The sequence below is a fragment of the Ramlibacter sp. G4-7 genome (assembly GCF_057784995.1).
Window position 1 is genome coordinate 124,360 of sequence record NZ_JBYNTT010000009.1, and the last position, 12,398, is coordinate 136,757.

Sequence of the window (12,398 nt, forward strand, 5' to 3'; positions counted from 1 at the left end):
CGCCCGCCCATGGAACTGCAGGAGATCCTCTACTCCCAGGGCTTCGGCGCCCGCCGCACCTGCCTGGGGCTCGTCCAGCAAGGTTTGGTTACCGTCCAAGGCACTCTGGTTACCGACCCGCACGAGGACTTCGATCCCGAGGGCCTGGCCTTCACCGTCGAAGGACAGCCCTGGATCTACCAGGCCAAGGCCTACCTGATGCTCCACAAGCCCGCCGGCTACGAGTGTTCGCAGAAGCCGTCCGCCTGGCCGAGCATCTACACGCTGCTGCCCGGGCCCTTGCGCCAGCGGCCGGTGAAGGGCAGCCAGCCGGGCGTGCAGGCGATCGGCCGCCTGGACCAGGACACAACGGGGCTGCTGCTCCTGAGCGACGACGGCGCCTTCATCCACAAGATGAGCTCGCCCAAGCACCACGTGCCGAAGGTCTACGAAGTCCAGACGGCCGACCCGGTCGATGGCCGCCAGGTCGGCAGGCTGCTGGAAGGCGTCGTCCTGGACGACGACCCGAGGCCGGTGCGGGCGGCAGCCTGCGAGGCCACCGCGCCCCAGGCGCTGCGGCTGACCCTGACCGAAGGCAAGTACCACCAGGTCAAGCGGATGCTGGCGGCGGTGGGCAACCGGGTCACCGCTCTGCACCGTTCCCGCATCGGACGGCTCGAGCTCCCGTCCGGGCTGGCCGCCGGCCAGTGGGCCTGGCTTGCCCCGGAACATCTTGCTGCCGTGACGGATCGGGGACAATAGATCATCTCGTCGGTCCTCCGCCGGCCCCCCAGGCGCGTTGCTTAAGCGCCCCCTCCCGAGTCAACCGCAGTGAAACGACCTCTTTCGTGGCGAGCCTGGCTTGCCGCCGGCCTCCTTCTTGCCTCCGGACTGGCCGCCGCCCAGTCGCCGGTCTTCGTCCTGAACTCGCTCGATGCCGACGTGAGCGTAATCGATCCCGTCAGTTGGCGGGAGATCAAGCGAATTCCGACCGGCAAGGAGCCGCACCACCTGTACATGACGCCGGACGAGAAATCGATCCTGGTGGCCAACGCGCTGGCGGACTCGGTGACCTTCATCGATCCGAAGACGGCCGAGATCCAGAAGATCGTGCGGGGGGTCCTCGATCCCTACCACCTGCAGTTCTCGCCGGACATGAAGTGGCTGCTGACGAACGGCAACCGCCTCAATCACGTCGACATCTACCGCTGGGACGGGACCGACCTGACCCTGGTCAAACGCCTGCCCACGGGCAAGACGCCCAGCCACCTGTGGATCGACAGCAAGAGCCAGGTCGCGTACTCGACCATGCAGGACAGCGACGAGCTGGTGGCGATCGACCTGGCCAAGCAGGAGATCAAGTGGCGGATCAAGACCGGCCCGATGCCGGCGGATATCTTCGGCACGCCGGACGACAAGACGCTGCTGGTCGGCCTGACCGGCAGCGACGGGGTCGAAGTCTTCGACGTGAGCGGCCCGCAACCGAAATCGGTCCAGCGCATCAAGACCGGCGCCGGCGCCCACGCCTTCCGGGGCGCGGGCGACAAGCGCCACGTGTTCCTGAGCAACCGAGTGGCCAATACCATCAGCAAGATCGACCTGCAGACCCTGCAGGTGGTCGCCACCTATCCGGCGCCGGGCGGCCCGGACTGCATGGAGGTGCTGGCCGGCGGCCGCTATCTCATGACCACGTCCCGCTGGGCCAAGCGGCTGACCATCATCGATACCGAGAAGGGCGAGGTGGTCAAGCAGGTGAAGGTGGGCAAGTCGCCGCACGGCGTGTGGACGCTGGACCACGCCCAGAGGCGCTGACATGCGGTCGGCGGCAAGCCTGCTGGCGCTCGCCTTCGCGGGTTCGGCCGCGCTCGCCCAGCCCGCTTGCGACAAGCCCGTGTACCTCACCCTCGACACCGGCCACATGGGCGTGGCGAACCTGGTCGCCGAGGTCCTGAAGCGCCAGGGCGTCAAGGTCACCTTCTTCGCCGCCAACGAGAAGACGCAGGAAGGCGACGGCAGCCTGGGCAATTTCTGGGCGCCGTGGTGGAAGGCGAGGGCGGCCGAAGGCCACGAGTTCGCATCGCATACCTACGACCACGTGTACTGGCGCGCGGACCTCGCGGGTGGGAACTTCCGCATGCGTCCCTCCGCCGGTCCGGACGCCGGCAAGGACTTCACCTGGTCGGCGGCGGAATATTGCGCGGAAATCGACCGTTCCGCGCAGCGCCTGCAGGAACTCACCGGCAAGAAACCCTTGCCCTTGTACCGCGCGCCCGGAGGCAAGACCTCGCCCAGGCTGCTGGCTGCCGCCCGGGGCTGCGGCTACATCCACGTCGGCTGGTCGCCGGCCGGCTTCCTGGGCGACGAGTTGCCCAGCGAGACGCACAGCAACAACGCCCTGCTGCAAAAGGCCTTGCGCGAGATCCGGCCGGGCGACATCCTCCTGGCTCATCTGGGCATCTGGTCGCGCCAGGACCCTTGGGCGCCGGCGGACCTGGAGCCGCTGATCGCCGGGCTGAAGGCCCGGGGCTTTTGTTTTGCCACCTTGCGCGATCATCCGTCCTACCGGGATGGGGTCGCGCGCGTTAACTAGCCATGCAGTGGATCGTTGACTTGTTCGAAAAGGCCCAGCAAGGGCTGTTCGAGATGGCCGTGCAGCCCATCATGTATTCGTTCGGCCTGGCGGCCTTCCTGGAAGACGGCTACGTCGGCACCGGGTGGTTGCTGGTGGGCCTGTTGCAGATCGTCGTGATGCTCGCCATCATCGGCCCGCTGCAGCGCTGGCGGCCCGTGGAGCCGACGGTCGACGCGGGCGAAATCCGCACGGACGTCCTCTACACGCTGATCCACCGGCTGGGGCTGTTCCGCGTGGCGCTGTTCTTCAGCGTCGAGCCGCTGTTCGACGACATCTTCGGCTGGCTGCGGGTGCAGGGCTTCGGGACGGTGCACATCGACCAATGGGCCGCCGGCGTGTCCGACCACCCGTTCGCCAGCTTCCTGCTGTACCTGGTGGTGTTCGACTTCGTGGACTACTGGATCCACCGCGGCCAGCATGCCTTCAACTGGTGGTGGAGCCTGCATTCGCTGCACCATTCGCAGCGGCAGATGACCATGTGGAGCGACAACCGCAACCACCTGCTGGACGACCTCCTGCGCGACAGCATCCTGGTGGTGCTGGGGCAGTTGATCGGCGTGGGGCCGGGGCAGTTCGTGGCGATCGTGGCGATCACGCAGCTGTCCGAGAGCCTGCAGCACGCCAACATCCGCCTGCACTTCGGACGCATCGGCGAGCGCCTGTGGATCAGCCCGCGCTTTCACCGTCTGCACCACAGCATCGGCCTCGGCCACGAGAGCAGGGCGGACGAGGCGGGCTTGCCCGCATCCGGCCGCAGCCCCGCGCTGGGCGGCCACAACTTCGGCGTGCTGCTGCCCTGGTGGGACGTGCTGTTCCGCACCTGCAATTTCGAGCTTCGCTACGACCCGACCGGCATCCGCGACCAGGTGGAAAAGGGCCGCAACTACGGCCGCGGGTTCTGGGCGCAGCAGTGGCTGGGGGTGATGCGGCTGTTCGGCAAGGCCTAGGCCCGATGCGTCCGGCCTGGCGCAGTACCTTCCTCGCCCTGGGTCTCCTGGCCGTCGTTGCTGCCTTCTGGGCCTGGGTCGCGACCACGCAGGCAGGGGCCGCCATGCTGTTGTGGGCGCTGGAGGTCCAGTCCTCGCCGGTCGATCCCGAACGCGTGAAGCGCAACGCGCAGGCGATCGTGGTGCTCACGGGCCAGCCGACGCGCGTCAACCACGCGGCCCGCCTGCATCTTGCGACGGGCGTGCCGCTCGCGCTGGTCGGCAAGGGTGGCGGCGAGCGGGGCTTCGAGGCGGAGTCCGAGGAAATGGAGGACACGCTGCTGCGCCGCTACGGCATCGGTCCGCGTTGGGTCGAGAACGAATCCAGGGACACGCAGGAGAACGCTGCGTTTGCCTGGTGCCTGCTGTCGTCCTTCGGCGTGAGGCGCATCGTCCTGGTGACCCACGCCTACCATATGCCTCGCGCCCGGCGCCGCTTCGCGGCAGCGGGCTTCGACGTGATGGCCGCTCCCGTCCCCGACACCAGCGTCATTCGCAAGGCGCCCATCACGCGCGCTAGCTTCATTCCCGGCCGGGAAGGATTCCGCGCGGCGCGGCTGCCTTTGCGCGAGTGGGGCGGCGTCTTGTTCGGTGCCTTCCAGCACGTGATCGATCCCCCGCGGGCTTGCCCGTACATGGGCCATTCCTCCGCCATTCGCAACTGATGTCCCTGTTCCTGGATTCCTTCTGGCGCGCCGTCGCCTACTGCCTGCATCCGCGCGTCATCGGCCTGTCGCTGCTGCCCCTGGTTGCGCTGGTGCTGATCGCCGGCGGGCTGTCCTATTTCTTCTGGGACAGCGCCATCGACCTGGTCTTCCGCTGGCTGGAGTCTTCCGCGTGGATGGAGAGCATCGGCACCTGGCTGTCCGACATGGGCCTGGCCAGCCTGAAGAACGCCCTGGCTCCGCTGCTGGTCATCTTCGCGGTGACCCCGTTGCTGGTGGTCGTCGTGCTGTTCGTGGTGGCGCTGCTCATGACGCCCGCGGTGGTGCGCCTGGTGGCGCGTCGCCGCTTCCCGGACCTGGAGCGCAGGCACGGGGCCTCCTTCCTCGGCAGCGCCTTCTGGTCGTTTGGCTCGATGGTGCTGGCGATGCTGGCCCTGGTGGTCTCGGTGCCCTTGTGGCTCATCCCGCCGCTGATCCTGATCCTGCCGCCCCTGATCTGGGGCTGGCTCACCTACCGCGTGATGACCTTCGACGCGCTCGCGGACCACGCCAGCAGCGAAGAGCGCCACCTCGTTTTCCGCCAGCACCGCATGTGGCTGCTGCTCATGGGCGTGGCCACCGGCTACCTGGGCGCGGCGCCCAGCATCGTGTGGGCCTCGGGCTGGTTCTTCGCCGCCGCCTTCCCCATCCTCATTCCGGTGGCGATCTGGATCTACACGCTGGTGTTCGCGTTCGCGTCGCTGTGGTTCACGCATTACTGCCTGGCCGCGCTGGCGCAGTTGCGGGCGCTGCCCGCCGCGAAAGCGGCTCCATCCCCGCTAGCATTGGCGGATGACAGCCCCAGCCCGCCCTGACATCGGCCTCATCATCGTCGGCGACGAGATCCTCTCCGGCAAGCGCGCCGACAAGCACCTGCCCAAGCTGATCGAACTGCTTGCCGCGCGCGGTCTGCAATTGGGATGGGCGGAGTACGTCGGAGACAAGCCCGAGCGCATCACCGCGACGCTGGAGCGCGCTTTCGCCAGCGGTGACATCGTCTTTTCCTGCGGCGGCATCGGCGCCACCCCGGACGACCACACGCGCCAGTGCGCGGCAAAGGCGCTCGGCCGCGGCCTGGAGCTCCATCCGGAGGCCGAGCGCCTGATCCGCGAGCGCATGCAGGACGTTGCCAGGGAGCAAGGCGTCCCTTACGAGCCCGAGCGCCCCGACAACATCCACCGCCTGAACATGGGCGTGTTCCCGGCCGGCGCCGCGATCATTCCGAACCCCTACAACAAGATCCCCGGCTTCACCGTCGGCACGGTGCACTTCGTCCCGGGCTTCCCGGTGATGGCCTGGCCGATGATGGAAAGCGTGCTGGACCAGCACTACGCCCACCTGTTCCAGCAGGGCGCGTATGTCGAAAAATCCGTGATCGTGTTCGGCTCGATGGAAGCGACGCTCACCCCCTTGATGGAGCAGGTCGAGCGCGAGCACCCGCGGGTCAAGGTCTTCAGCCTGCCTTCCGTGGATCACCCGACCTATGGCCGCCACATCGACCTGGGCGTCAAGGGCGCTCCGGCGGACGTGGACGCCGCGTACCTGCTGCTCCTGGACGGCCTGGGCAAGCTTCAGGTCAAGTTGGGCCCCGAACTGGTGCGCAGCTGAGAAGCACCACGACAGTGCGGCGCCGCGTTTTGCACCGTTGAGGTGCACTGAAGAGCGAATACGCGAGCTTGACCTGGGGAAAACGCCGCGGTTTCGGGGAGAATCGCCCCGCTGCTCGCGGTGCCTCATGCACCAGCTTTGGCACAGAACCTGCATCCCCGCCAGCCGCCTATTCATCAACAACCAACCATCCCCCAGGAGAAACCTGATGGCAGCAGCCAAGAGCGTCGCAGATGTCATGAAGATGGTGAAGGACAACGAAGTCAAGTTCGTCGACTTCCGCTTCACCGACACCCGCGGCAAAGAGCAACACGTGACCGTGCCCGTGTCCCACTTCGACGAGGACAAGTTCAGCGCCGGCCACGCCTTCGACGGCTCGTCCATCGCCGGCTGGAAGGGGATCGAAGCCTCCGACATGCTGCTGATGCCGGACCCGGGCACCGCCAACATCGACCCGTTCTTCGAAGAGACCACGCTGATCCTCAGCTGCGACGTGCTCGAACCCGGTGACGGCAAGGCCTATGACCGCGACCCGCGCTCGATCGCCAAGCGCGCCGAGGCCTACCTGAAGGCCTCCGGCCTGGGCGACACCGCCTTCTTCGGCCCCGAACCCGAATTCTTCATCTTCGACGACGTGCGCTGGGCGTCCGGCCCGAGCGGCTCCTTCGTCGAGATCGACGAGTACGAAGCCCCCTGGAACACCGGCAAGAAGCTCGAAGGCGGCAACAAGGGCCACCGTCCCACCACCAAGGGCGGCTACTTCCCGGTGCCCCCGGTCGACAGCACGCAGGACATGCGCGCCGAGATGGCGCTGATCCTCGAATCCGTCGGCATCCCGGTCGAAGTGTTCCACCACGAAGTGGCGGGCGCCGGCCAGAACGAGATCGGCACCCGCTTCAGCACCCTGGTGCAGCGCGCCGACTGGTCGCAACTGCAGAAGTACGTGATCCACAACGTCGCCAACGCCTACGGCAAGACCGCGACCTTCATGCCCAAGCCCATCGTCGGTGACAACGGCTCCGGCATGCACGTGCACCAGTCCGTGTGGAAGGACGGCAAGAACCTGTTCGCCGGCGAAGGCTATGCCGGCCTGAGCGAACTGGCGCTGTACTACATCGGCGGCATCATCAAGCACGCCCGTGCGCTGAACGCCATCACCAATCCCGGGACCAACAGCTACAAGCGCCTCGTGCCCGGCTTCGAAGCTCCGGTGAAGCTGGCGTACTCCGCCCGCAACCGCTCCGCCTCGATCCGCATCCCCTACGTGGCGAACCCCAAGGGCCGCCGCATCGAGGTGCGCTTCCCGGATCCCACGATGAACCCCTACCTGGGCTTCGCCGCCATGCTGATGGCCGGCCTGGACGGCATCGAGAACAAGATCCACCCGGGCGAGGCGGCCACCAAGGACCTGTACCACCTGCCGCCGGAAGAGGACGCGAAGATCCCGACCGTCTGCCACAGCCTGGACCAGGCCCTGGAGTATCTGGACAACGACCGTGCCTTCCTGACCAAGGGCGGCGTGTTCACCGACACCATGATCGATGCCTACATCGAGCTGAAGATGCAGGAAGTGCAGCGCTTCCGCATGACGACGCACCCGATCGAGTTCGACATGTACTACTCGCTGTAAAGCTTCCGGAGCAGGCGAAAGGGCGACAAATGTCGCCCTTTTCCTTTTTGAATCAAGAGCTTAATTGGCAATCTGAAGAGATTGGGTCATACTGAAAGGCCGTCCCGTGCGCTTTTGGCGCCCAGGAGAAAGCGCCATGAAGATCCGCCACGCCCTGATTCCCTTCGCACTCCTCGCCGCCGTCTCGGCTTCCGCCCAGACCACCATCTTTCGCTGCGGCAACACCTACACCAACGACAAGGCAGAAGCCCAGGCCAAGGGCTGCAAGGCGGTCGAAGGCGGCAACGTGACGGTGGTGCAAGGCACGCGCGTGAACTCCCCCAACGCCACGGGCAACAAGCCGGTGAACGTGGTGACCGCGCCGCAGGCCGGGCAGCGCGTGGGTGACGGCGAGCAGAAGGCCCGCGACGCCGAGGCACGCGGCATCCTGGAGGCGGAACTCAAGAAGGCCGAGGCCAGGCGAGCCGAGATCGCCAGGGAATACAACAACGGCGAGCCCGAGAAGATGGGCCCCGAGCACAAGAACCACCAGAAGTACCTGGATCGCGTCGCGGAACTCAAGGCGTCGCTGGAGCGCACCGACCAGGACATCGCCGGCCTCAAGCGGGAACTCGCCCGCAGCGCCGGCGCGCCTGTCCCGTCAGCCAACACGGCGAACGCGGCCGCAAAATGAGGGCTTGAAAAAGCCCCTCCCGCCCAACTTCCGTTTCCAGTCCTTCGACCTCCTGGCCACGCTCGTGGCGGTGGTGCGCGGCGACGGCACCGTGATCTTCGCCAACGCGGCCCTCGAGGACGCCACCGGCTCCTCGCGCCGCACCATCGAAGGCGCCAGCTTCCTCAAATTCTTCGCCGAGCCGCACGTGCTGCGCGCCGCGCTCGATGGCGCGAGCGGCAACGAGTACGCCGCGCTGCGCTACGACGCCCGGCTGGTGCGCCAGCAGGCCGAGGCGATGCCGGTGCACGTGGTGCTGGCCCAGACGGACACGCCCGAGGAGTTCGTCATCGAACTGCTGCCGCTTGAGGCCCAGACGCGCCAGGACCGCGAAGAGCGCCTCATCGACCAGGCGCAGGCGAACAAGGAGCTGATCCGCAACCTGGCGCACGAGATCAAGAACCCCCTGGGCGGCATCCGCGGCGCGGCGCAGCTGCTGGAAATGGAAATCGACGCTTCCCTCAAGGAATACACCCAGGTCGTGATCCACGAGGCGGACCGCCTGCAGACCCTGGTGGATCGCCTGCTCGCGCCGCACCGTCGCCCGCACGTCGTGGGCGACGTCAACATCCACGAGGTGTGCGAGCGCGTGCGTTCGCTGATCCTGGCGGAGTTCCCGCGCGGGCTGAAGGTGGTGCGCGACTACGACACGTCCATTCCCGAGTTCCGCGGCGACCGCGAGCAGCTGATCCAGGCCGTGCTGAACATCGCCCACAACGCGGCGCAGGCGCTGCAGGACCGCATGGCGGCCGGCGACGCGCAACTCACCTTCCGCACGCGCATCGGCCGGCAGGTAACCTTCGGCAAGCAGCGCTATCGACTGGCACTGGAATTGCATGTCATCGACAACGGGCCCGGCGTGCCGGACTCGATCAAGGACCGCATCTTCTTTCCGCTGGTCTCGGGAAGGGAGGGCGGCTCCGGCCTGGGGCTCACGCTGGCGCAGACCTTCGTGCAGCAGCACCATGGCCTGATCGAGTGCGACAGCCAGCCAGGGCGGACGGATTTCAAGATCCTGATCCCCTTGCCCTAGGAACGAGAACACTGCACTGAGGTAAACGAAGCACATGAAGCCGATCTGGATCGTTGACGATGACCAATCCATCCGCTTCGTGCTGGAGAAGGCATTGATGCGCGAGGACCTCCCGACGCGCAGCTTCACCAACGCCCGCGAGGTGATGAGCGCCCTCGACGGCGCCGGCGACGAGGACGGCCCGCAGATCCTGGTGAGCGACATCCGCATGCCTGGGGGCTCGGGCCTGGACCTGCTCACGAAAGTGAAGGAGAAGCACCCCGGCTTGCCCGTCATCATCATGACGGCCTTCTCGGACCTGGACAGCGCCGTGTCCGCCTTCCAGGGCGGGGCCTTCGAGTACCTGCCCAAGCCCTTCGACCTGCCCAAGGCGGTGGAGCTGATCCGGCGTGCGGTGGAGGAAAGCCAGCGCGAGGAAGTGGCCGAACAGAGCATGGCGGCCGCTCCCGAGATGCTGGGCCAGGCGCCGGCGATGCAGGACGTGTTCCGCGCGATCGGTCGGCTGTCGCAGTCGAATGTGACCGTGATGATCACGGGCGAGTCCGGCTCGGGCAAGGAACTGGTGGCGCGCGCGCTGCACAAGCACTCGCCGCGCGCCAACGGCCCCTTCGTGGCCATCAACACGGCGGCTATCCCCAAGGACCTGCTCGAATCGGAACTCTTCGGCCATGAGCGCGGCGCCTTCACCGGTGCGCAGACCATGCGCCGGGGCCGCTTCGAACAGGCCGACGGCGGCACGCTGTTCCTCGACGAGATCGGCGACATGCCGTTCGACCTGCAGACGCGCCTGCTGCGCGTGCTGTCGGACGGCCACTTCTACCGCGTGGGCGGCCACAACGCGATCAAGTCGAACGTGCGCGTGATCGCCGCGACCCACCAGGACCTGGAAGTGCGCGTCAAGGAAGGCAACTTCCGCGAGGACCTCTTCCACCGCCTCAACGTGATCCGCCTGCGCCTGCCCGCGCTGCGCGAGCGGCGCGAGGACGTGCCCATGCTGGCGCGGCACTTCCTGCAGCAAAGCGCCAAGCAGCTGGGCGTGGAGCCCAAGCGCATCTCCGACGCCGCGCTGGAACGGCTGATGACGTTCGCCTTTCCCGGCAACGTGCGGCAACTGGAAAACATCTGCCACTGGCTGACGGTGATGGCGCCGGCGCAGCTGGTGGAGGCCAAGGACCTGCCGCCGGAAGTGGGCGGCAGTGCGACGGAGGCGGCGGCTGCGCCCGCACCGCTTCCCGCAGCGACCGCCGCGCCGGTCGCAACGGAAGCGCCCGTGGCCGCGGCTGCCGTTGCGCTGCCCGCCAATGGCGCCGGCTGGGAGGCGGCGCTGGAAGCCGAGGCACTGCAACTGCTCCTGAGCGGCCACCACGACGTCTGGGACATTCTCACGCGCCGCTTCGAGTCCAGGCTGATCCTGACGGCGCTGCAGAACACGCGGGGGCGGCGCATCGAGGCGGCGCAGAAGCTGGGCATCGGGCGCAACACGATCACGCGCAAGATCCAGGAGCTGGGGCTGGAGTAAGGAGCGGCGGCCGGTCCGCCTGGCGGCTCACGTTCCGGCGGCCAGCGGCCGCCACCCTACCCGGGGCCGCGTCGTAGGGTGGTGGGGAGCGTCGCCGAACCCCACCGCACTGCACTCAGTGCAGTTCCACCGTCACCGGCGCATGGTCGCTGGGCTTCTCCCACTTGCGCGGGGTGCGGTCGATCGCGCAGGCCTTCACGAGGGCCTTCACGCCGTCGCTGACCAGGATGTGGTCGATGCGCAGGCCGCGGTTCTTCTGGTAGCCGAGCATGCGGTAGTCCCACCAGCTGAAGCTCTTCTCGGGCTGCTCGAACAGGCGGAAGCTGTCGGCGAGACCGAGGCCGACGAGGCTGCGGAAGTGCGCGCGCTCCTCGCTCGTGTGGTGGATGGTTTCGCGCAGCCCTTCGGGGTCGAACGAGTCCCGGTCCTCCGGCGCGATGTTGAAGTCGCCGAGCAGCACCACCTTTTCATGGGCCGCCAGCTCGGACCGCACGTGTTCGCGCAGGCCGCCGAGCCAGTTCATCTTGTAGGCGAACTTGTCCGTGCCCGGCGCCTGCCCGTTCACGAAGTAGCCGTTGACCACGCGGAGGGGCCCTTGCGGCGCATCCACCGTGGCCGACAGCAGCCGCGCATGTTCGTCGGCAAAGCCCTTGATGTTCTTCTCGACGTCGCGCACCGGGTGCCGGCTCAGCACCGCCACGCCGTTGTACGTCTTCTGCCCGAACACGGCGCAGTGCTGGTAGCCGGCATCGCGCAGCGCGTCCAGCGGGAACTTGTCGTCGGTGAGCTTGAGTTCCTGCAGGCACAGCACGTCGACCGGATTGGCCCTCGTCCAGTCCAGCACGTGCTGAAGCCGCGCCGCCAGCGAGTTCACGTTCCAGGTGGTGATGCGCATCTCAGATGTGCAGCATGGCCAGCACGCCGACCGCCGCGCCGACGACGCCGACGCCGAACATGCCCCACTCCATCCACTTCTTCTTCGTCAGCAGCGCCATGGCGGCCAGCGCGATCGCCACCTGCAGCGTGGTGGTGGCCTGCGCCCAGCGGTGGTGCAGGTGCATCTGCTCGTCGCTCTTGCGGTCCCAGTCGGTCGCCTCGGCTTCCAGCTTGTCGGCGGCGAGCTTGATCTCCGCCTTCTCCAGCTTGTAGCGCTCGATCTCCTTCTGGTAGGCCGGCTTCTTCTCCTCGCCCACCAGCACCAGCGCCAGCTCCGCCAGGTTCTGCTTGCTGCTCTTGGACTGGTAGTAGTTCCACTGGTTGGACGCCTCCGTCTTGCGGATCGCCGCGTTGTTCTTGTACAGGCCGGCATTGGCCTGCGTGGCCCCGCCCATGTACGAGAAGATGGCGCCGACCGTGGCGATGACCGCCGTGAACAGGGCGATCTGGTTGGTCATGCTGCCGCCGCCGACGCCGTGGTGGCCCTCGGCCCCATGCTGCGCAGCGTGTTCGAGCTCGTGGTCGTGGGGGCCGTGCACGTGGAAACCTGCACCCGACATCCGTGTTCTCCTCTGAGGATTTGCGCCGATTCTAGTCAGCGGAAAGAGGTCGTTTGGCTTATCGTCCGCCGGGCGACGCCTGCGCGCAACGCGGGGCCC

13 protein-coding genes are annotated in these 12,398 nt (G+C 67.2%); 11 read left to right on the plus strand and 2 right to left on the minus strand.

Annotated features, from left to right (window positions below; all coding sequences use genetic code 11):
• Nucleotides 1-9: 9 nt before the first annotated feature.
• The 11 genes from AC3EGR_RS14170 to ntrC all read left to right on the plus strand — a co-directional run bounded on the left by AC3EGR_RS14170 (nt 10) and on the right by ntrC (nt 10,803).
• Entirely contained in the window at nt 10-741 is a 732-nt protein-coding gene (locus AC3EGR_RS14170) for a pseudouridine synthase (RefSeq protein ID WP_488547134.1), read from the plus strand.
• A gap of 129 nt (nt 742-870) precedes the next feature.
• Nucleotides 871-1,791, plus strand: a complete 921-nt coding sequence (locus AC3EGR_RS14175; protein WP_488547252.1) for a YncE family protein — start codon at nt 871-873, stop codon at nt 1,789-1,791.
• A gap of 1 nt (nt 1,792) precedes the next feature.
• Nucleotides 1,793-2,569, plus strand: coding sequence for a polysaccharide deacetylase family protein (locus tag AC3EGR_RS14180; RefSeq protein WP_488547135.1), 777 nt, complete (start codon nt 1,793-1,795; stop codon nt 2,567-2,569).
• 2 nt (nt 2,570-2,571) lie between these two features.
• Entirely contained in the window at nt 2,572-3,558 is a 987-nt protein-coding gene (locus AC3EGR_RS14185) for a sterol desaturase family protein (protein WP_488547136.1), read from the plus strand.
• A 5-nt stretch (nt 3,559-3,563) separates the two neighbouring features.
• On the plus strand, nt 3,564-4,262 hold the full coding sequence (locus tag AC3EGR_RS14190) for a YdcF family protein (protein ID WP_488547137.1): 699 nt from the start codon (nt 3,564-3,566) through the stop codon (nt 4,260-4,262).
• Nucleotides 4,262-5,116 (plus strand): EI24 domain-containing protein, encoded by an 855-nt coding sequence (locus AC3EGR_RS14195; protein ID WP_488547138.1) that lies wholly within the window; start codon nt 4,262-4,264, stop codon nt 5,114-5,116. Before AC3EGR_RS14190 ends, AC3EGR_RS14195 begins: the two co-directional genes overlap by 1 nt.
• Nucleotides 5,094-5,909, plus strand: a complete 816-nt coding sequence (locus tag AC3EGR_RS14200; RefSeq protein WP_488547139.1) for a competence/damage-inducible protein A — start codon at nt 5,094-5,096, stop codon at nt 5,907-5,909. Before AC3EGR_RS14195 ends, AC3EGR_RS14200 begins: the two co-directional genes overlap by 23 nt.
• Nucleotides 5,910-6,117: 208 nt before the next feature.
• A complete protein-coding gene (gene glnA / locus AC3EGR_RS14205) occupies nt 6,118-7,539 on the plus strand; it encodes a type I glutamate--ammonia ligase (RefSeq protein WP_488547140.1) in 1,422 nt (473 codons plus the stop codon).
• Between the two features lie 136 nt (nt 7,540-7,675).
• On the plus strand, nt 7,676-8,212 hold the full coding sequence (locus AC3EGR_RS14210) for a hypothetical protein (RefSeq protein ID WP_488547141.1): 537 nt from the start codon (nt 7,676-7,678) through the stop codon (nt 8,210-8,212).
• Nucleotides 8,213-8,216: 4 nt separating this feature from the next.
• Nucleotides 8,217-9,284: a nitrogen regulation protein NR(II) gene (gene glnL, locus AC3EGR_RS14215; protein WP_488547142.1), complete on the plus strand. Its 1,068-nt coding sequence runs from the start codon at nt 8,217-8,219 to the stop codon at nt 9,282-9,284.
• 34 nt (nt 9,285-9,318) lie between these two features.
• Nucleotides 9,319-10,803: a nitrogen regulation protein NR(I) gene (gene ntrC, locus AC3EGR_RS14220; RefSeq protein WP_488547143.1), complete on the plus strand. Its 1,485-nt coding sequence runs from the start codon at nt 9,319-9,321 to the stop codon at nt 10,801-10,803.
• Between the two features lie 115 nt (nt 10,804-10,918).
• Here ntrC and xth read toward each other — a convergent pair whose 3' ends face one another.
• On the minus strand, nt 10,919-11,698 hold the full coding sequence (xth, locus tag AC3EGR_RS14225) for an exodeoxyribonuclease III (RefSeq protein WP_488547144.1): 780 nt from the start codon (nt 11,696-11,698) through the stop codon (nt 10,919-10,921).
• Nucleotide 11,699: 1 nt separating this feature from the next.
• Nucleotides 11,700-12,299, minus strand: a complete 600-nt coding sequence (locus AC3EGR_RS14230; protein WP_488547145.1) for a DUF4337 domain-containing protein — start codon at nt 12,297-12,299, stop codon at nt 11,700-11,702.
• Between the last annotated feature and the right edge of the window lie 99 nt (nt 12,300-12,398).

What these genes read in the sequence shown, in the direction of transcription:
- AC3EGR_RS14170 (WP_488547134.1), top strand. Translation starts at nt 10, where the DNA reads ATGGAACTGCAGGAGATCCTCTACTCCCAGGGCTTCGGCGCCCGCCGC.
- AC3EGR_RS14180 (WP_488547135.1), top strand. Translation starts at nt 1,793, where the DNA reads ATGCGGTCGGCGGCAAGCCTGCTGGCGCTCGCCTTCGCGGGTTCGGCC.
- AC3EGR_RS14185 (WP_488547136.1), top strand. Translation starts at nt 2,572, where the DNA reads ATGCAGTGGATCGTTGACTTGTTCGAAAAGGCCCAGCAAGGGCTGTTC.
- AC3EGR_RS14190 (WP_488547137.1), top strand. Translation starts at nt 3,564, where the DNA reads ATGCGTCCGGCCTGGCGCAGTACCTTCCTCGCCCTGGGTCTCCTGGCC.
- AC3EGR_RS14195 (WP_488547138.1), top strand. Translation starts at nt 4,262, where the DNA reads ATGTCCCTGTTCCTGGATTCCTTCTGGCGCGCCGTCGCCTACTGCCTG.
- AC3EGR_RS14200 (WP_488547139.1), top strand. Translation starts at nt 5,094, where the DNA reads ATGACAGCCCCAGCCCGCCCTGACATCGGCCTCATCATCGTCGGCGAC.
- glnA (WP_488547140.1), top strand. Translation starts at nt 6,118, where the DNA reads ATGGCAGCAGCCAAGAGCGTCGCAGATGTCATGAAGATGGTGAAGGAC.
- AC3EGR_RS14210 (WP_488547141.1), top strand. Translation starts at nt 7,676, where the DNA reads ATGAAGATCCGCCACGCCCTGATTCCCTTCGCACTCCTCGCCGCCGTC.
- ntrC (WP_488547143.1), top strand. Translation starts at nt 9,319, where the DNA reads ATGAAGCCGATCTGGATCGTTGACGATGACCAATCCATCCGCTTCGTG.
- xth (WP_488547144.1), bottom strand. Translation starts at nt 11,698, where the DNA reads ATGCGCATCACCACCTGGAACGTGAACTCGCTGGCGGCGCGGCTTCAG.
- AC3EGR_RS14230 (WP_488547145.1), bottom strand. Translation starts at nt 12,299, where the DNA reads ATGTCGGGTGCAGGTTTCCACGTGCACGGCCCCCACGACCACGAGCTC.